This is a genomic window from Sphingobium sp. CECT 9361, from assembly GCF_918741285.1.
Lineage (GTDB): Bacteria > Pseudomonadota > Alphaproteobacteria > Sphingomonadales > Sphingomonadaceae > Sphingobium.
This window is the reverse complement of record NZ_CAKKNC010000011.1, coordinates 114,962-134,105: the sequence shown is the minus strand read 5'-3', so window position 1 is coordinate 134,105 and position 19,144 is coordinate 114,962. Positions and strand designations below refer to the sequence as shown.

Genomic DNA, 19,144 nt, shown 5'->3' with positions numbered 1-19,144 from the left:
ATATGATCTCAACTTCACGTAGCTTGCCGATGATCTCTTCCGGCTTGTGCTTCTTGCTTGGCATTCAATGTCCCCTTCGTGGTCCAGACTATCATAGTCTCTGGGCCACTCAGCGGGGGGCAGATCACAGGCAGCCCCTAGCCTCGCGCGATATAGGCGCGCCAGCCGCCCAACGCGGTAATGTCTTCCGCGCCAGTCAAGGCACGGGGCTCCGCCACGAAACCCTTGACGGTGGTGCCGTCGCTCAAAGTGACTGTGCCGATCGCGAGCGGTGCGGGAACCTCTACAACGAAGCTGCCGAAGGCAGCCACGTCCATCTCATACACCTCTACCTTGATGGCGCTTCCATCGGTACTGTGCACCAGTGCAGGCTTTGACGGGACGCTGTCGGCCATTGCATAGAGCCGATATGTAGGTGCCGTTTCGAAGGCGCCGACGAAGGTCGCATTCCGTGACGTCAATTGCCAGTGCAGCGGCATATCTTTGAGATGCGCCCCAACGACGGCCAGTTTCACGCTTTGCATTTTTCCCTCCAGATCGAGCGGCGGTGGACAAGGCAGGTCGGACGCCGCAAGATAATGTTCTGCCGCTTCAAGTACGCTATGATCGCTGTCAGCCGGACCGATCAGCGTAATGCCAAAGCCGGTGCCATTGGAACGTGCACCTGCGGGCACCGCGACTGCCGCCATATCGAGCAGGTTCACGAAATTCGTGTAGAACCCCAGATTGCTGTTCAGGGCGATAGGCGCCGCCAGTAATTCCGCAACACGATAGGTCGTGCCGGTCGTGGGGAAGGCAAGCACGTCGACATCGGTCCACAGTTCATCTGCGATGCGTTTCAACGCCGCGAGGCGATAGATACCGTTGAACAACTCGACGGCGCTTATCGCCGTGCCTGGCGCAACAACCTGACGCACGGTTTCATCTATGGCGTCGGGATTGTTGGCGAGGAGATTGGCCATCGCGGAGGCGCGTTCCGCCACCCACGGCCCGCTATACAGGAGCCGGGCGGTCTCCTGCAAAGGTGTCAGATCGATCTCAACGATCTGGGCCATTGAAGACAGCGTTTCGATGGCACGATCGTAGAGATATTCGGACTCGCTATCGCCGAACCACATACGCTGATCGCGACGCGGCACGCCGATGCGATTGTGGGGTATCGTTCGGTCAATAAGTGGCTTTGAATACGCATCCAATGGATCGAAGCCTGCAATGATGTCGTCGATAAGACGGGCATCGTCCACCGCATCGGTAAACACTGTTATGCAATCGAGGGTTCGGCAAGCGGGGATCAATCCGCCTGTGCTCCATCTGCCCTTGCTCGGTTTGAATCCCACGAGATGGTTGAAGGCCGCAGGCACGCGGCCTGACCCCGCAGTGTCCGTACCCAATGCAAAGCCGACAAGCCCGGCAGCGACGGCCACGGAAGACCCGGAACTGGAACCGCCGCTGACATACGCAAGGTTATAGGCATTGCGCGGGATACCGTAAGGGCTGCGTGTGCCGACCAAACCGGTCGCGAATTGATCGAGGTTGGTCTTGCCGACGCATATCGCCCCTGCTGCGCTGAGCCGGTCGATGACGTCAGCGGACGCTGTGGGGCGATAGGCAAAGGCCGGGCATGCAGCGGTGGTTTCAAAGCCCGTAACATCAATATTGTCTTTGGCTGCGTAAGGAACGCCGGCAAGAGGCAAGTGCTCTCCGGCCGCGACCCGCGCATCGACAGCGCGCGCTGCGGCAAGATAATCGTCTGGCGCTAGGCGGCTTATCCATATTTGCGGCTGCACAGCGTCATAGGCTGCAAGGCGCGCTAAGGTCTCCTGGGCTATCGCAACAGCAGTTGATGCCCGACTATTGACGGCATCGGCAATCGCTTTGATGCTCAGGCGGCTCAGATCGGTCATGGGTGTCGCCTCAAAGCCAGTAAGGGCGTTCCCGGTTGCAAGGATTGCCGTTCCTGCATGTACAGCGCAGCAATCGTACCGCTCGCAGGGCTTTCCAGCGGGAATTCCATTTTCATGGCTTCGATGACGGCGATGACATCTCCGGCCTCCACCGTGTCGCCCGGTTCCACCATGAGTTTCCAGACGCTTCCGCCAAAGGGTGCTTCGATAATTTCGGTGCCTTCGGGCGCGCTTATGGCAGCCTTGGCGAGTGCGCCGACATCCGAGTCATCCGCCAGCGCAGTCACACGATCGAATTCGCCATTCCGCGCCCACTCGGCGCGCTCCTCATCGAACGCAGCGCCGCGTTGCGTTTCGAAGGTTGCGATGGACGCGGCGTTCTCTGCCAGAAAAGCGCGATAGTCGGCCAGTCGAAATTCGGAATGTTCGACCTGGATCGACCTGCGACCGCTGGGAAAATCGCGTCGCCATTCTGCCAGCTCTTCGGCGCTTACCTTGAAGAAGCGGATTTGGTCGAAGAAGCGCAGAAGCCACGGCTTGCCGTCTATGAAGGCATCCGTCTGCCGGTGTGTGTTCCATATCTGGATAGTCCGGCCGAAAAGCTGATAACCGCCCGGTCCTTCCATCCCGTAGATGCACATATAGGCGCCGCCAATTCCAACGACATTGGGCGGGGTCCAGGTGCGTGCGGGATTATATTTGGTGGTGACGAGCCGGTGACGCGGATCGATTGGGGTCGCTACCGGCGCACCAAGATATACGTCCCCCAAACCGAGAACCAGATAACTGGCATCGAAAATCAGGTTCTCGACGGCGTCAGCGTTGGACATGCCGTTGATACGGCGGATGAATTCGATGTTGTCCGGACACCATGGCGCATCGTCACGGACGGCGCCCATATATCTCTCGATAGTCTCGATGGTGGCCGGGTCGCGCCAACTCAGGGGGAGGTGGACGATCCGCGAAGGAACCGAGAAGTCCTCCAGATCACCCAGGCGTTCTTCCGCCTCCATAAGAGCCGCGAGCGCACCACGTTGATCCAGCGTCTCGCCGTCGAAATGCAGTTGAAGCGAACGGATGCCCGGTACGATATCTATCACGCCAGGCAAAGCGCGCGTTTCCAACTCGATCATCAAAGCATGCACGCGGATACGCAGCTCAATGTCGAGTACGATTGGGCCGTATTCGACCAGTATGTTGCGGTCGCCCTGCTGCCGATAGACCACGCGGGGACGTGTGCCACGTTCCGCGATGTCGGCGAGGATCGGCGAAAGATCCGCGATGTTCCGGGACGGGCTATCGGACGAAGCCAGATCTGCAGCGGCGTCTTCAAGAGTAACCGGTACGAACCGCAGCCGGTCGCCGGGTGCAAGCTGTCCGATCTTCCAGCGATCCGCAGCGATTACGACGAACGGACAGACAAAGCCTCCGAGTGAAGGGCCGTCCGGGCCGAGAATGATCGGCATGTCGCCGGTAAAATCGACGGCACCAACGGCATAGGGATTGTCGTGGATGTTAGAGGGGTGAAGTCCAGCCTCGCCGCCGTCCTTGCGCGCCCAGTGCGGCTTTGGCCCGATCAGCCGGACGCCGGTACGGTTGCTGTTGTAATGGACTTCCCAATCTGCGGAGACGATCACATCGATGTCGTCATCCGTGAAGAAATCCGGTGCGCCATGTGGGCCGTACATGACTCGCAGGGTCCAGGTGTCGGTGAAGTCGGATATTGGGAGAAGAGAGTTGGGCGCTGCGATGTCGCCCTTGCCCAGATGCAACGTATCGCCTGCCAATAACCGACGTGCCGCATGGCCGCCGAATTGACCCAGTTCGAACGTGCTTTGGCTATCCAGATAGGGCGCGATATCGAGTCCACCCGCGAACAGGATATAGCCCCGAATGCCGCCCCCCGATGCGCGACCGAACGTCAGCGTCTGCCCCGCAGCCACGTCGATCGCTGTTCCGCGTTCGATGGGAAGTTCATCCAGCCGCGCACCGAAATCGGCACCTGTGATACACAGGCGAACGGGTGCGTTGAAAAGCAGGGTTGGCCCCGCAACGGTAACTTCCAGGCCCGCCGTCCCCTCGGCATTGCCGAGCAGGCGGTTGCCCGCCCGAAAGGAACGGTCATCCATGGGCCCGGACGGGGGAACGCCAATGGCCCAGAGGCCCTGACGGCCTGGCCAATCCTGCACCGTCGTTGCTGTGCCCCCGCTGATCACACGAATGCTGCGCGGATGATAGCCGATGGTATCGAGCAAGCGTGTGGAGACATTTCCAGTCACAAACTGCTCGGTACGAACGACTTCGCGCAACCAGCGCAGATTGGTCTCGATGCCGTCGATCCGGCTTTCATCAAGCGCGATCTGCATTGCCGATGTCGCGGCGTCGCGGGTGGGGGCATGTACGATCAGCTTGGCGAGCATCGGGTCGTACCATGCACTGACCGTGCTTCCCGCCATGCACCATGTTTCGGCACGAATGTTCGATGGAAACATGACGGCCGTCAATGTGCCCGATGTGGGGCGATAGTCGAGCGCAGGATCTTCGGCATAGACGCGCACCTGCACGGCATGGCCGCGCGGTTGTGGCGGCTCGGCATCCAGAAATGCGAAGTCTTTGGCAGCGCCTCGGATCATCCACTCGACAAGGTCGATGCCCATCACTTCTTCGGTAACGCCATGTTCGACCTGGAGTCGGGTGTTCATTTCCAGAAAGAAGAATTGCTGCCGTTCCGAATCGAAGAGGAATTCTACGGTGCCAGCGGATAGATATCTGGCCGCTTCCCCCAAGCGGACAGCCGATGCGATGAGTTCTTCGCGAACGGCCGAAGGTAGGTTGGGAGCAGGGGCTTCTTCGACGACCTTCTGGTTACGGCGTTGCAGCGAGCAGTCACGTTCCCCAAGGGGCATAATCTTGCCCGCTCCATCACCGAATATCTGCACTTCGATGTGGCGTGCACGACGAACATAGCATTCGAGGAATACGCCAGCGTCTCCGAAATTGCCTTCGCCCAGACGCGCGACGGTGGCGAAGCCTTCCCGCACGGCGGCTTCATCCTCACAGATGCGCATGCCGATACCGCCGCCGCCAGCCGTAGCCTTCAATATGACGGGGTAGCCAATCGACCGTGCAGCGGTTGCGGCCTCTTCTTCGTCCGTCAAAAGCCCGGTGCCGGGTGCGAGAGGCACGCCATGCTCGGCTGCCAGCGCTCGCGCACTGTGCTTCAATCCGAATGTCCGAATATTGTCCGGTGTGGGGCCGATGAAGACAATCCCCTCGGCCGCACAGCTTTCCGCAAATTCCGCGTTCTCAGCCAGAAACCCATAGCCCGGATGGATTGCGCCCGCGCCGGTATCGCGTGCTGCCTTCAATATCGCTGCGGTGTTGAGATAGCTTTCCGATGCGGGAGCGGGGCCGATGCACACGGCCATATCCGCTTGCGCGACGTGGAGGGAATCGACGTCCGCTTCCGAATAGACGGCAACGGAACGCAGGCCCATTTTACGCAACGTGCGGATAATCCGGGTGGCGATTGCCCCCCGGTTGGCGACCAGGACGGTATCGAAGCTCATGCCGTAACGATCATCCGTACAGGTGTGGGGTTGAAGGCATTGCAGGGATTGTTGATCTGCGGGCAATTGGACACGACGACGATCACATCCATCTCCGCGCGCAGATCGACCGTCAATCCGGGTGCGGAAATGCCATCGACGATCCCAAGCGATCCGTCCGGTTCGACAGGGACGTTCATGAAGAAATTAATGTTGGAGACGATGTCGCGCTTGCCCCGGCCTTCGGTCAGATTGGCCTCAAGGAAATTCTCGACGCAGGCATGTTGCGCCTTTGTGTGATGCCCGTAACGCAGTGTGTTGGACTCGCAGGAACATGCTCCGCCGATGGTGTCATGATATTCGACGGACGTCCCAACGATGGTCATCATCGGGCGCCCTTCATTCGATCGCAAGACGGACCCGGTGCGCAGGAACAGGTTCTGCTGTGCCGCAACCGTGTCCTGCGCGCTGTAGCGCTCGGCATCGTCGGCAGCGGCGTAAAGCAGGAAGTCCACCGCTTGATTGCCTTCCACATCGACAACGCGAAGCGTCTGTCCGGCGGCCACATGATGCAGCCACGGCGCGCGTGCGGCTACGATCTCATCATGCACGATGGTGCCAGAAAGGCCGGCAGTATGCGGGTCGATAGTCAATGCGATCTCTTTCTTCCTAGCGCCGGAAATAGTCTTCGACATTCTCATAGGCGCGCAGGCCCTCCGGCGTGGCGATGCGGACAGGATCGTCGGCAGGCGCGATCGCCCCGCGCCACGCCGAAACCCGAAGCGGCGTTACCGTCCATGCATCGCGCGGATCCAAAACATGCGGGCAGTTGGCGATGACGACGATCACGTCCATCTCCGCGCGCAAGATGATCGATCGCCCTGCATCATAAGGCCCGACAAGCGGCGTGATCGTCCCGTCCGCCTCTATCCGCGTGCCTTTGAACAGGTTCACGCAAGGGTGAACGTCCCGGCGTTGCAACCCATGCTTGGCCGCGCCCAACAGCAGGCGGTCGCGTCCATTGGGGAAGGCTCCGCTGTTGCGACCCTCTCCATATTTGGCAAGGTTGGTGGCTGCGTTCGAGGTGCCGCAAAAGGCATCATGGGTTTCCGCGCCATCCTCCAGGATGCTCATGAGCACGCGCCCCATATCGGACAACAGCAGCTTGCCTGTTCCCAGATAGGCATTCCATTGTATCTTGACCGTGTCTGCGACGTTGAGGCGTTCGGTCGGCATCTCGGCATTGAAGATAAGCATCGATGCGCAGGCATCGCCGCGCACATCGACCAAGCGAAGACGAGACCCTCGCGCCAACCTGCGCGACGTATATCCGCCTGCGGCGACGGTTTCTTCCCATAGCAGGTCGTCGTTGGCCACACCGGCGGGCAGGTCGTCCACGATAGGGGGGATCACTGGCATCGCTTCGACGACCGTTCCGGCCATCGCGCGCGCATGATCCCGCGCGGCCAGCGGATCGGCCAGCGTTGCCGTCATGCTGCGATGCCTTTGTCGGACGTGCGTTTGGTGGCTGCGGTGGTCTGGGTGCCTGGAACGTCGTCCTGTTCGTGAAGGGGTGGAAGCAAGGCGGTGGTGGTCACGAGTTGCAACTGGTGCACATTGCGAATGCTGCGCAAAGCGTCGCACAATTCCTTCAGCCGTGTCGCCGGCCCCTGCACCAGCAAGACTTCGAGCGACTGATCGTCTTCGAGAAAGACGTGCTGCGAAGAGATGACTTCCTTCAGATACTCCGATTGGGTCTGTGCAAGTTGCTGGCGCACGCGACCCCGGTCGCCACGATAGACGAGGGTGATCGTGCCCGCGAGCAAGTCGTCCGGACGGGTCATTGCTTCGTGCTCGACCAGGGCGTGGCGAATCAGTTCTGCGATGAGTTGCGAGCGCGATGGCAGGCCGCGTTCCTCAACCATGACGTCCAACTGGCGAAATAGTTCTGCGGGGAGGCTCATGCTAAGCCGGGCGAGACTGGTCGGTTCGGTGCTCATAAGATGGTTTTCTCAATTATTACTTTAAGCGTCAAGTGTAATACTATCGGCCGTCGCCTCTGGTGCGGGCATTCGCTTGGTGAGTGGCAAATCATAGACCGCGGTTGCACCAAAGCGATGCGGCGCGTGCGGATCGCGACGGCGTTTATCCAATGTCAGCACGCGCGTGCCAAGAGAAAATGCTTCGCGAAGATCGTGCGTAACCATGATGACCGTCAGCGAATAATCGCGCCACAACCGCGTTATAAGAGCATGCATATCCGCCCTGATGCCCGGATCCAGCGCACCGAAGGGTTCGTCGAGAAGCAGGATACGTGGACGCTTGATAAGCGCCTGAGCGATGGCGAGCCGCTGCTGCATTCCGCCGGACATTTGTGCGGGGTAGAGATGTAAGCTGTCGCTCAGCCCCACTGCATCCAGCATGTCTTCCGCCTCAGCCAAAGCCGCGCGGCGGCGGGATCCGAAGAGGCGCGCAATCAATGGTGCCTGTGCGCATTCCAGCCCAAAAACGGTGTTATGGAGTACGGAGAGGTGCGGAAACACCGAATAGCGCTGAAATACTACGCCGCGATCTGGCCCGCATTCGGGCTTCAGGGGGAGACCGTCCAACAGCATCTGACCGCGCGTCGGGATTTCCTGTCCGAGTATGACACGCAGCAGGCTGCTCTTACCCGCGCCCGACGGGCCAATGATCGATACGAACGAGCCTGCCTCGATATCGAGGTTCACCCGCTCCAATACGACCTTGTCGCCATATTCGACCCAGATATTCTGGAGGCTTAGCAACGCGGTCAATGCTCCGCTCCATGCGCCCAGGGGAACAGGCGACGGCTGGACCAGGTCAGGAGTACGTCCATCATGATCGCCAGCAATGCAATCCACGCGACATAGGGAAGAATGATATCCATCGACAGATAGCGGCGGACGAGGAATATCCGATACCCTAGTCCCACATCGGACGCGATCGCCTCTGCGGAGATCAGGAAAACCCATGCCGGGCCAAGCGAAAGGCGCACGGCCTGAATCAGCCGAGGCATAGCCTGTGGTAAGGCTACGCGCACCATCACTTGCCAGCTACTGGCGCCCAGGGTTTGTGCTTTGATGATCTGTTCGCGCGGTAATGCGGCAATGTGGGCGGCGACGTCGCGGATCATGAATGGCGCTATGCCGATGACTATCAACGCCACCTTGGCCATCTCTCCAAGACCGAAAGCGATGAATAATATAGGTAATAAAGCGATGGGCGGGATGACCGCAATGCCTGTTACCAGCGGGCCGAAGGTCGCGCGGATGGGCGGCAATGCGCCAAGTAACAATCCGACGAGCAATGCCGAAAGCGTGGATATGCCGAGCCCGAAGCCGAGCCGTTGCAGACTGGCGAAAGTATCCGCCCAGAAAATGAGTTGCCCGGAAAGCGGATCGGGCTGGAACAACAGCGCTGACATTGCGCTGGCCATGTCACCGGGAAGCGGCAGGATCTTATCATTGGAATTGGCTGCGTGACGGCTGGCTGCAACGACAAGATATAGCAGCACCAGCAACGCTATGGGAGCAGCACCCAGAAGGATGCTGTTGCCCCGCCGGATACGACGATTGACCCAACGCACTATGCAATATCCCCAATGCAGCGCATACGATCAGAGCTTACCATCGGCCGCCATCTGCATGTAGCTGGCATCGAACCGCAGGGTCACATGATTGGCGTCGCCCAGCGTTTTATTGCCGGGGAAAGACATGCCCACGGCATCGGCAGACTTCGCACCCTGGCCGAAGAGACCCTTGGAAAAACTGAAGTCGCGCACGCGCGTCATCGTGGTGATGAGCGCGGGAGCCGAAGTGGCTGCAACCGCTGCCTTTGGATCGGTGTAAAGGTAAGTGGTCGAAAGTTGGCTGTCGAACATTTCGGGCTTTGCTCCGGCCAATTTGGCCATAGCCGCACGCGCAGCCTTTCCTTCGGCATCCTGTCGCTGCATCAGCGCCGTGGTCTCATACCATATCCCCGCAAGCGCCTTACCCAGGTTCGGATTGGCCTTGAGCGTCGCGGTATCGACCACCAGCAAATCGAGTATTTCACCGGGAATGTCGGCAGAGCTAAACACCATCTTGGCGCTCTTCGTGGCCTTCATCACGGATAGCTGGGGGTTCCAGGCGACTGCCGCCGTCGCCTCCGGCGTGGCAAAAGCCCCGACTATGTCGGCATCCGATGTGTTGACCGTTTTGACGTCCTTCAACGCCATCCCAACGGAGCTCAAACCACGCGCCAGCAGATAGTGCGACACGGAAAGTTCGGCGAGGTAGACTTGCCGACCCTTGATGGCGGCGAGCGTATCGGCGCCTTTCAGCATTACCCCATCATTGCCGTTCGAATAATCGCCGACGATGATCGCGCTCGTATCTTTGCCGCCTGCGGCGGGAATCGTGAGGGCGTCCATATTGGCAACCGTCACTCCATCCAGCTTTCCCGCGGTATACTGGTTCACGGACTCAACATAATCGTTCACCTGAACGATATTGATCTTGAGGCCGTATTTGTCGGCCCATTTCTTTACGATACCCGCTTGCTGAGCATAGGGCCAGGGCATCCAGCCAGCATAGATCGACCATCCAATGCTGAATTCCGTGCGCGGTTCTGTCGAAGTGTTTGTGGAGGGTGAGCACGAAGCCGCCAATAAGGCGCAGGCCATCAGTGCCATTCTTCCAGCGTAACGAATCCCGGTAAGCATGATTCGGCCCCTTTCGCAGTGCAGCATTGCCGCAAAGCGATGCTTTGTCCATGCAGGAATATTACTATTGCGAAGATTGGTAATATGGGTACCATCACTGCGAACGACATAGGTCGGCGGGGAAGGATGCGCATTGAGAAGCATGAAAAATGGGGGTTTGTCTCCGTTTTTGGGAGAATTCTATGGCGCAGAACTCTACCTACAATCCGGCGTTGTCGGGCAATCCGCAGTCCGCCACAGCACGTGCATATCCCAACGGCAACCCCGATTTAGGGTATAATCCGGTCGGTGTTCGCAATACCGACAGCGCTGTTGCGCTGCATCGCGATAAGCCTGTCGTTCACGATTACACGAGCGATGGACCTGCTCCGGGCAATCTGGCTTTTCGCTGGATATATGGATCCAACGTGGCCGCCAAAAATCGCGATCCGCGTGTGCAAGTCGTGCAATATAACGAAGATAGCTTCGTCCTGCGGCAGAATGTCTGCGTGCATTGGGAAGCACCGTTCACCTATCTGTTATTCGGTAACACAGGTGCGCTGCTGATCGACAGCGGTGCGACGGCAGAGGCGCGCCATTATCCACTGCGGGAAACCGTCGACGCCATCATCGCGCGCTGGGGGCAGGTGCGGGGCCGTAGCAAGGTTCCGCTCACCATCGCGCTGAGTTCGGGTGAGGATGTTGCGCAAAATCAGGGGCTCGTGCAATTTGCCGGACGACCCGACACGACGATTGTTCCCAAACCGCTGGAAGTGATGAAGCGCTTTTACGGTTTGGGGAAAAGTTGGCCGGCGGGCGTTGGCAAGATCGATCTGGGCGATCGCAGTATCGAGGTGATCCCGACGCCAGGGACGCACAAGGATGGGGTCAGCTTCTATGATCCCTATTGCGATTTTCTCTTCACTGGCGATTTCCTGTTTCCAGGCAAGATCAATATCGGCAACGACCGCGACTATCTCGCTTCACTGGAGAGGCTCAAGGCTTTCACGGCAAGTCGTCCGGTGAAATGGATTCTTGGCGGTCACATCGAGATGATGTTCGTGCCGGGCAAATATTATCCGCGCTTCATGTCGTACAAGCCTTACGAACGGGTGCTGGAGATGACGCCCTCCCTGATCGACGAAGCCATTCAATATGCTCGCGAGATACAGGGGAAGGACATGATGCTCATTCGCCCGGATTTCGCACTGTTCAATGGAGTCAGCCCGGACCAACGGACGCAGGTCTGGCCCGAAGGCGTGCCCAATATCAATCCGCCCCGCCCCTTCTGACGACAAGGAACGCATCCATGGATCGTCGCACTTTTCTTACCTATAATGCTGCGGCCGTCGCGGTGCCGTTGTCCGGGATGGGGCTGTCTGCTTTGACCGATGCGGCGTCGGCCGCCGTCCGGCCCGCGCCCATCGATTTCAAAAGCAATCTGCCTGCGCAGGGTAGTTTCCCGAAAAAATGGATCTGTGGCTCTTCCTCAAGCATGGATAATACCGATCCACCGGTGCAGGTGCATTGGTACAACCCGCACACGGCGATCCTCCGACAGAACAAGGCGTATAGCTACGAAGCGCCGTTCGCTCCGCTCTATTTCGGTAACGATCGCGTGTTGTTGCTGGACGAAGGATTCGTACAGTTGCGCAATGACTGGGACCTGCGCGGGATCGTGGACCAGTGCATTGACGAGTGGTGTCGTCGCAACGGTCGCGATCCGGCCAGTCTGGAGCTGCTGGTCGCGTTCAGTCATTTGCATGCCGATCACTATGCGGCCGTCAATCAGTTCGCCGACCGTCCCAACACGCGCTACATGGGCCTGACCCACGAAGAGATGGTCGGGTTTTGGGGCATGACCAACTTCCCGGAAGAGCGGGTGACGCTAGACTTGGGTGGTCGCGAGATATTGATATGGGGCTCGCCCGGCCATGTCGTTTCCGAATTTGCCTATTACGACAGCTATACCCAGATCCTTTATACGGGCGATATGTTCTATCGGGGCCGTTGCTACATCAGCTTCTGGCAACCCTGGTTCGATAGCATGAAGCGGCTGATAGATTTTTGCGACACGCATCCGGTGACCCATGTGATGGGGTGTCATGTGGAAATCAGCGTCGATGGTGAGGACTATCCTTACGGCCTGACCTATCAACCTGACGAGGCACCGGTAGAGATGACGGTTCAACAACTGCGAGAGGCGTTTGCCTATGCCCAGAAAATTACCGAGCCCGGCATTTATTTCACAGGCACCGTGTTCCTCTGCAATCAGACCCGGAGCCTGACGACCATCGACAAGAACCCGTATCGTTACGACTGAACGCTGGCGCCATAATAAGGGAGATCGCATATGAAAAAGCCCATAGGACTGATGCTGTTATTAGGTGCGCTTTGTGCCGCGGATGCGCCCGACCCCGCGGCGCTGAACGAAAAAGTAATTAGCGTTCCGGGCTTTGCCGATTTCCTTGCCGTTGACGGAAGCACCGTGTGGGCGACGAATGCAGGCCGCGTCGAACAGTGGTCGGCTGAAGGAAAGCAGGCATCCGTTACGGTTCCAAAGCCGTGTGGGGCCATGACAATCGCCTTCGGTGCACTGTGGGTTGCCAACTGCAAGGATGGCAATCTTTACAGGATCGACCCGAAGACATCGACGGTGCAGGCGATCATAACGACTGGCATCGCCAACCCCGCCGGAGAGTTGAACGTTGTTTCGGGCGCCGGCTCGATATGGGTTCCGAGCGATAAATCGGGGAAGATCGCCAGAATAGACCCCGCAACGAATACCGTGACCGCAACGGTGAGCGTCGATCCTGGCACCTTCTACCTTGCGTTTGGATTTGACGGGCTTTGGGCAGTCAGCAGCGATCAGCAATCGCTCCAGCATGTCGATCCGCAAACCAATGCCGTGGTGAAAAAGGTCAAGCTGGGCAAGCAGCCTGGTTTCCTTGCCGCAGGCGAGGGGGCGGTGTGGGTGCAGGAACAAGGCGACGGCACCGTTGCACGGGTCGATCCCGCCACGGTCACGGTAAGCGGTCGGGTGCAGGTCGGCAAAACCCTGATCTATGGCGACATCGATGTGGGCGGCGGAAAAGTGTGGCTCCGCACGACGGAAGAACAGACCTTCGTAGCCATTGATCCGACAAGCCTGAAGATACTGGCGCGCGCTGGAAAACCTTCAGGGAGCGGTGCTTTGAGATATACGCCAGACGGCATTTGGACGACTGCCCACGACCTGCACAGCCTGTCCTGGTGGAGCGCCGCATCGAAACCGACGCATTGAGTTTTGCGACTCCATTTTCGCGCCCGAAATCGATTCGGCAACCAGCGCAACAATTTCGGCAGCAACAGTGGGATCAGCGCCATATCGTGACGAGTGAACTGAACGGAGATTTGGGATAAAAAGCGAAAGAATGCCTATTTTCCATCGCTTAACGCGCGCTCATTCCCGGCGATCAAGGGCGTAAATTAATACTCTTGACGCATTCCGTAATATCAATACCTTGTAATTACCGCCTGGTAGAGCGCAGTCACATACAGAGAGAGGATCGAAGCGTTAGCCCGGATTTCCGGGCTGATATGGGGAGACTTTCGATGGATCATCGGCCAGCCTATGATGCTGCTCTATCAAGCGATGCGCGATTAATCGCGGATGATGGCCGTTTCCATTCCGTTGCCAGTACTTCGAGTTCCTTCAATGGCGAAGGCGTAGCTGCGCGGACGGAGCACCCACTCACAACGCGGGCATTTAACCTTCTGCCGCCCGCTACCATTGCCCTCATCGTTTCATTTTGGGCATTCGGGCCGCAATCCTGGACTGATAATCCATGGTCGATCGTAGCGGTAGGTCTCCTCACCACGGCGTTCGTGCAGGCAATGGAGTTCGTTCGCGAGCGGCATGAAGGTTGGCGCATCACCATGCGTGAGTTTGCGACCGATATCTTCTATGTGGCGTTGGGTTATACGGCGATCGGCTGGGCTTCAAACCTGCTGGCCGAAGAGCCCTTACGGGCGGCAAAGCAGTCATTGGGCATCACTACGGACTGGGCCATGCATCTGCCGTTCCTCGTGCAGGTCGCTCTTGTGGTTTTCCTGGTCGAATTCGGTCAATATTGGATGCATCGGCTGATGCACAATAATGCGTGGTTCTGGTCAACGCATGCGCCGCATCATCACATTACCCAACTGAACGCGATGAAAGGATATGTCGGCAATCCCGTCGAATTGTTCCTTATCAGCCTGAGCGTCGTTGCGTTGTTCGATCTGCCGCAAGCTGCACAGTTCTGCGCCTTCAATATCCTGGGTGCAGTTTCCACTTATGCCCATGCCAATGTGCGGTCCGACCCGCCTAAATGGTATGCGTTCTTCTTTACGACGATCCAGAACCACAGCCTGCATCATTCGACTGGCTATGAGGAAACACGTTGTAACTATGGCAACTCACTCATCCTGCTCGATCGCATTTTCGGCACGTATCGGGAAGGCGAAGGGGTAATCGTGGGTCAGGATGACCGCAAGAGACTGTCGATCTGGGAGCAGACAATATTCCCGGTTCGTCCACTGATCGAAAAAATAAAATACAAAAATAACAATGCTACCGCCGGGGAACTGACCTCGGGTGGATAGTGGGAGGCTCAGGATCGAGCGTCTCAAATACTCGGAAATGTTTAGCACGTGGGCACCAACCAAAACCCGCAAAGGGCGGCTGGCGCATGGTGCGAAATCATAAAAACCTAAGCCGTTCGGGTTCTGGCAGGGCAGCACCACGCATGGCGGCAACCGAAAAAGGGAAACACATGGCTCATCGTGCGCAATTGAAACTGGGGCTTTTGTCCGCAACGATTTTGACGACTGTAGCGCTTGCAATGCCTGCGCGCGCGCAGGAGGCGCTGGATCCGTCTGCCGCGTCTGGTGACGCCATCATCGTGACCGGCACACGCCGCAGCACGACGATTATGGATACGCCGATCAACATTGCGGCGGTCGGTGCCGAGGAGCTCGCACTTCAGCGGATACAGGATGTGCGCGACCTTGCAGACTTTACGCCGGGCATGACGATCTCCGACACCGGACCCGGCACGACAGGCTCGATCGTGCTGCGCGGCCTTAGCGCATCGGACGTCGACGCCGGCGGTGTGAACTATGACGACTCGCTCGGCGTCTATCTTGGCGAAGTGCCGCTATATTATGACTTCAAACTGCTCGACATCGCACGGGTGGAAACGCTGCTGGGTCCGCAGGGTACGCTGTATGGCCTTGGTACGCTGGCTGGCGCGATCCGCTACATTCCCAACCGCCCAAACGTGACCGATTTCGAGGGTGAAGTGCATGGTAGTTTCTATGGCAAGAGCCATGGTAGCAAACCTGGCTATCAGGGGGACGCCGTCATCAATATCCCGATCGTGAAGGACCATATCGCCTTCCGGTCGGCCACTGGCTATTATTATGATCCCGGCTTTATCGACTATCCCCTCCTGATCCAGACACCGGGCGTTTCGCTGCCGCAGGCGATCGGCTCGCCTCCCATCACGGATGCCTTCCGTGCGGCGAACCTTACAAGCCGCAAGGATCTGAACTTCGAAAAAACCTTCACGACGCGCAATCAGTTGCTGTTTCAAAGCGATGAGGACTTCTCAGCCACCTTTACCTACGCATTTCAGCGGACCAAGACCGATGGCGCGCAATCCAACGGCGCAGGCGTTTTGGGAACGGGCAAGTACGAGAATGCCAGCCGCTATATCGAACCGGTGAACCGGCGCGCGCACTTGGTCAGCCTGGAAATCAACGCGAACGTATTCGATATCGCCGATCTGGTGGCGACGACGGCCTATACCGATGTGAAGGCGGATTCGCAGGGGGACAATACCGACCTGCTGCTCGATTTAGACTATGATTACGAAACGTTCCCGGCCTTTTCGAGCTGGAATGAAAGCCATACGCGGCGTAAGCAATATAATCAGGAAATTCGCCTCGTCTCCCGCCATGGCGGGCCTTTCAGTTGGGTGCTCGGCGGCTTCCACAACGAGAATAAATACGGCAGCGACTATGCGGAGCATATCCCAAATCATCCTTGGGCCGATCCTGCAACCAACCCCGAATATCTCGAATATGTGAGCTATACCCGGTCGAAGGTAACCGAACAGGCCGCCTTTGGCGAAGGATCGTTCAAGATTACTCCGGCCTGGCAGGTGACGGCCGGCGCACGCTACTTCAAATATACCTCGACTATCGCCGGCGCCCAGACGCTGCCGATCCTTGGTGACCCCCTCGATCCGCGCGATCTGACGCCGCGCGGGGGCGATGCCGGTAAGAGCGGCTGGGTGTGGAAGTTCAACAGCTCGTACAGGTTCTCCGATGCCCTGATGGCTTATGCAACGTACAGCAAAGGCTATCGCATCGGCGGACCGAACAGCGTTGCGCCCTGTCCTACGCCCCTGCCAAACGATCCCGACGGCGACGGTAAAAACAATACGCAGATCATCTGTGCTTTGCCGAACGAAGTTCAGTACGGCCCGGATAGCACCAAGAATATCGAGGTCGGGATCCGCTCGCAGCTCTTCGACCGCAAGCTGACGTTCAACTTCAACGTCTTCCAGATCAAATGGCAGGGCATTCAGGTGGACTCCGCTACGCTGAACGGAATTGCCGGTATCACGGTAAACGGCGGCGGAGCCGAGTCCAAGGGTTTCGAATCCTCGTTCCAGGTTAGGCCGTTCACCGGGTTGTCCATTCAGGGCACCTATTCCTACACCGACGCCAAGCTGACCGACGATGTGCCTGGTATTATTCCGATCAACGATCCGGCCGGCACCTATCCCAGCGATGCCATCACCATCCCTGCACTTTCGGGCGATCGCTTGCCGGGCTCGGCGAAGAACAGCGGCAGCCTGGGCGCGACCTACACCACGCCTGTCATGGCCGGTTCGCTAACAGCCAACTGGACGGCGACGTATCGCGGCAATATCGTGACACGGCTTGGCTGGGATCGCGCGTTCGGCGACAAGCTGCCGAGCTATGTGATGCATCGGGCGTCGCTGACATATGATGCCGACCGTTACAGCGTCAGCCTTTTCGCGAGCAACATCTTCGATAAATATGCGGTTGTGTCCGTCTCCAACGACCGGTCGCGTGTTGGCCTGAATGACGGCGTGGCCTTGCGTTATTATCAGCGGGCGGTGGCAAACCCGCGCACATTCGGTATCGAGTCACGGTTCAAATTCTGAGGGTGGGTGACGGGCGGGGCATTCTCCTGAGAAGGGTGTCCCGCCGTCACTCGCGAACCTATTTTGCGCCAATCGAACCATCCCGTTTCGCGGCGAAGACTTATCTTCTAAGCTGCACCAGATGGATATGGCATGACTTTGAAGGCTGAAGCGCTCTCTGCATTGCGACGGGGGGACGTGTCTGCCGCGGCTGTGGCGGCCAGGGCATTGGTCGAAGCCAATCCTGATTCCGCCGACGGTTATTTCCTGCTGGGCATGGCCGCTGCGGAGGTTGGGCAGATTGCCAAAGCTGTACCGATGCTGGAAGCCGCCGTGGCGCGCGGGCCGGAGGCAGAGCATCTGGCGCAACTGGCTCGTCTCCTCATCCTCCTGCGGCGCGATGGTGAAGCAGGCGATGTGGCAAGGGAGGCCATCGCCCGAGAGCCTGTCGACCCGTTGACCCTCGATACCATCGGATGCGTATTTGCGCGGCTGGGGGACCATGAAGGGTCGATGGCACCGTTTCGCGCGGCAGTGGCCGGTGCGCCTTCGAACCTTGATTTCCGGTATAATCTGGCGGCGGCATGCGGCTTTACTGGCCGAATAGCCGATGCCACCGCCCACTATGAGACGATCCTTGCCGCCGATCCCGGCAATGCACGCGCACATTATGCGCTGGCAATTTTGGCGCGCCAAACGGTTGAGGCCAATCATGTCGCGCGGCTGGAAGGCGCGCTCTCGATAGCCAAACGTCCGGAAGACAGGCTGCGCATTCAATATGCGTTGGCGAAGGAACAAGAGGATTTGGGTGAGGCCAAGGCCGCGTTCCGCAATCTGTCGGTAGCCAACGCCGCACATAAGCAGACGATTGCCTACGACTTTTCCAGGGACGAAGAGATTTTCGACGCTATCGAAAGCCTGTTCGCGCACGGAATTCCACCCGCATGGAAGGGAAGGGGGCTGGTCGATCCTGCGCCGATATTCGTTGTGGGCATGCCGCGAACAGGCACCACTTTGGTCGATCGCATTGTCTCGTCGCATCCTGATGTGGGATCGGCGGGCGAGCTTCAGGCGATGCCCTTGGCCGTCAAGCAAACCGCTGGCACAGCGTCGCGGCTGGTGATCGACGCCGCAACGATCAGGGCCAGCGTCGATGCCGATCCGACGGCCATTGCGCAAGCGTATCTCGCGCGCGCTGAGCATCATCGACCGCAGGACAAAGAGCGCTTCAGCGACAAGTTGCCCGCCAATTTCCTATATGTAGGGCATATTGCACAAGCTTTTCCAAATGCGCGCATAGTCTGCCTGCGCCGCAATCCGATGGATACGGTGTGGAGCAACTTCAAGAATTTGTTTGCGAGCCAGTCGGCTTATTACGCCTATTCCTACGACCTGATGGATACTGCGCGTTATTATGCCCGCTTTGATCGGCTGATGGCATTATGGGAGCAATTGCTGCCGGGTCGGGTCCTCCATTTATCATATGAAGCAATGGTGTTCGACCAGGAGAGAGAGACGCGACGCTTGCTCGCGCATTGCGGTCTCAAATGGGACCCAGCCTGTCTGACCTTCCATGAGAACCGGTCTGCCGTGGCTACGCCCAGCGCGGCACAGGTTCGGCGGCCGATGAACGCGGATGCGGTTGCCCGGTGGCGCGCGCACGAGGCTGGATTGGCAGATGTAAAGCAATGGTTCGACGCGCAGGGGATCGCTACGAACTGACGTGGTTTCCTTGATTGAACGGCGGGAGCCGGACCGGCCATTTTAAAGATGTCGCAACAACCTATG

14 protein-coding genes are annotated in these 19,144 nt (G+C 58.4%); 6 read left to right on the top strand and 8 right to left on the bottom strand.

Annotation, left to right across the window (positions count from 1 at the left end; all coding sequences use genetic code 11):
• Nucleotides 1–137 precede the first annotated feature (137 nt).
• The 8 genes from atzF to LQ220_RS15860 are packed head-to-tail and all read right to left on the bottom strand — an operon-like array spanning nucleotide 138 to nucleotide 10,175.
• Nucleotides 138–1,904 carry an allophanate hydrolase gene (atzF, locus tag LQ220_RS15895; protein ID WP_230189154.1) on the bottom strand — a complete coding sequence of 589 codons (1,767 nt, stop codon included), beginning with the start codon at nucleotides 1,902–1,904 and terminating at the stop codon, nucleotides 138–140.
• Entirely contained in the window at nucleotides 1,901–5,473 is a 3,573-nt protein-coding gene (gene uca, locus LQ220_RS15890) for an urea carboxylase (protein WP_230189153.1), read from the bottom strand. Before uca ends, atzF begins: the two co-directional genes overlap by 4 nt.
• Nucleotides 5,470–6,105, bottom strand: coding sequence for an urea amidolyase associated protein UAAP2 (locus LQ220_RS15885; RefSeq protein ID WP_230189152.1), 636 nt, complete (start codon nucleotides 6,103–6,105; stop codon nucleotides 5,470–5,472). Before LQ220_RS15885 ends, uca begins: the two co-directional genes overlap by 4 nt.
• 16 nt (nucleotides 6,106–6,121) lie before the next feature.
• A complete protein-coding gene (locus tag LQ220_RS15880) occupies nucleotides 6,122–6,946 on the bottom strand; it encodes an urea amidolyase associated protein UAAP1 (protein ID WP_230189151.1) in 825 nt (274 codons plus the stop codon).
• On the bottom strand, nucleotides 6,943–7,452 hold the full coding sequence (locus tag LQ220_RS15875; protein WP_230189150.1) for a CopG family ribbon-helix-helix protein: 510 nt from the start codon (nucleotides 7,450–7,452) through the stop codon (nucleotides 6,943–6,945). The genes LQ220_RS15880 and LQ220_RS15875 overlap by 4 nt, the downstream gene beginning before the upstream one ends.
• 24 nt (nucleotides 7,453–7,476) lie before the next feature.
• The gene (locus LQ220_RS15870) at nucleotides 7,477–8,247 is read right to left on the bottom strand and encodes an ATP-binding cassette domain-containing protein (RefSeq protein WP_230189149.1); all 771 of its coding nucleotides are present in this window, start codon (nucleotides 8,245–8,247) and stop codon (nucleotides 7,477–7,479) included.
• The gene (locus LQ220_RS15865; protein WP_230189148.1) at nucleotides 8,244–9,059 is read right to left on the bottom strand and encodes an ABC transporter permease subunit; all 816 of its coding nucleotides are present in this window, start codon (nucleotides 9,057–9,059) and stop codon (nucleotides 8,244–8,246) included. Before LQ220_RS15865 ends, LQ220_RS15870 begins: the two co-directional genes overlap by 4 nt.
• Before the next feature lie 30 nt (nucleotides 9,060–9,089).
• On the bottom strand, nucleotides 9,090–10,175 hold the full coding sequence (locus tag LQ220_RS15860) for a putative urea ABC transporter substrate-binding protein (RefSeq protein WP_230189147.1): 1,086 nt from the start codon (nucleotides 10,173–10,175) through the stop codon (nucleotides 9,090–9,092).
• 182 nt (nucleotides 10,176–10,357) lie between these two features.
• On the opposite strand from LQ220_RS15860, the gene LQ220_RS15855 reads away from it, so the two are divergent.
• The 6 genes from LQ220_RS15855 (at nucleotide 10,358) to LQ220_RS15830 (ending at nucleotide 19,078) form a co-directional block, all read left to right on the top strand.
• Nucleotides 10,358–11,446 (top strand): MBL fold metallo-hydrolase, encoded by a 1,089-nt coding sequence (locus tag LQ220_RS15855; protein ID WP_230189146.1) that lies wholly within the window; start codon nucleotides 10,358–10,360, stop codon nucleotides 11,444–11,446.
• Nucleotides 11,447–11,463: 17 nt separating this feature from the next.
• A complete protein-coding gene (locus tag LQ220_RS15850; protein WP_230189145.1) occupies nucleotides 11,464–12,477 on the top strand; it encodes an MBL fold metallo-hydrolase in 1,014 nt (337 codons plus the stop codon).
• Nucleotides 12,478–12,507: 30 nt separating this feature from the next.
• The gene (locus LQ220_RS15845) at nucleotides 12,508–13,437 is read left to right on the top strand and encodes a YncE family protein (RefSeq protein WP_230189144.1); all 930 of its coding nucleotides are present in this window, start codon (nucleotides 12,508–12,510) and stop codon (nucleotides 13,435–13,437) included.
• A gap of 311 nt (nucleotides 13,438–13,748) precedes the next feature.
• Nucleotides 13,749–14,780, top strand: coding sequence for a sterol desaturase family protein (locus LQ220_RS15840; RefSeq protein WP_230189143.1), 1,032 nt, complete (start codon nucleotides 13,749–13,751; stop codon nucleotides 14,778–14,780).
• A 170-nt stretch (nucleotides 14,781–14,950) separates the two neighbouring features.
• Nucleotides 14,951–17,377: a TonB-dependent receptor gene (locus tag LQ220_RS15835; RefSeq protein WP_230189142.1), complete on the top strand. Its 2,427-nt coding sequence runs from the start codon at nucleotides 14,951–14,953 to the stop codon at nucleotides 17,375–17,377.
• A gap of 132 nt (nucleotides 17,378–17,509) precedes the next feature.
• Nucleotides 17,510–19,078 (top strand): sulfotransferase, encoded by a 1,569-nt coding sequence (locus LQ220_RS15830; protein ID WP_230189141.1) that lies wholly within the window; start codon nucleotides 17,510–17,512, stop codon nucleotides 19,076–19,078.
• The last annotated feature ends 66 nt before the right edge of the window (nucleotides 19,079–19,144 follow it).

Coding starts and splice junctions, on each gene's coding strand:
- atzF (WP_230189154.1), bottom strand. CDS start 1,904: ATGACCGATCTGAGCCGCCTGAGCATCAAAGCGATTGCCGATGCCGTC.
- uca (WP_230189153.1), bottom strand. CDS start 5,473: ATGAGCTTCGATACCGTCCTGGTCGCCAACCGGGGGGCAATCGCCACC.
- LQ220_RS15880 (WP_230189151.1), bottom strand. CDS start 6,946: ATGACGGCAACGCTGGCCGATCCGCTGGCCGCGCGGGATCATGCGCGC.
- LQ220_RS15875 (WP_230189150.1), bottom strand. CDS start 7,452: ATGAGCACCGAACCGACCAGTCTCGCCCGGCTTAGCATGAGCCTCCCC.
- LQ220_RS15860 (WP_230189147.1), bottom strand. CDS start 10,175: ATGCTTACCGGGATTCGTTACGCTGGAAGAATGGCACTGATGGCCTGC.
- LQ220_RS15855 (WP_230189146.1), top strand. CDS start 10,358: ATGGCGCAGAACTCTACCTACAATCCGGCGTTGTCGGGCAATCCGCAG.
- LQ220_RS15850 (WP_230189145.1), top strand. CDS start 11,464: ATGGATCGTCGCACTTTTCTTACCTATAATGCTGCGGCCGTCGCGGTG.
- LQ220_RS15845 (WP_230189144.1), top strand. CDS start 12,508: ATGAAAAAGCCCATAGGACTGATGCTGTTATTAGGTGCGCTTTGTGCC.
- LQ220_RS15840 (WP_230189143.1), top strand. CDS start 13,749: ATGGATCATCGGCCAGCCTATGATGCTGCTCTATCAAGCGATGCGCGA.
- LQ220_RS15835 (WP_230189142.1), top strand. CDS start 14,951: ATGGCTCATCGTGCGCAATTGAAACTGGGGCTTTTGTCCGCAACGATT.
- LQ220_RS15830 (WP_230189141.1), top strand. CDS start 17,510: ATGACTTTGAAGGCTGAAGCGCTCTCTGCATTGCGACGGGGGGACGTG.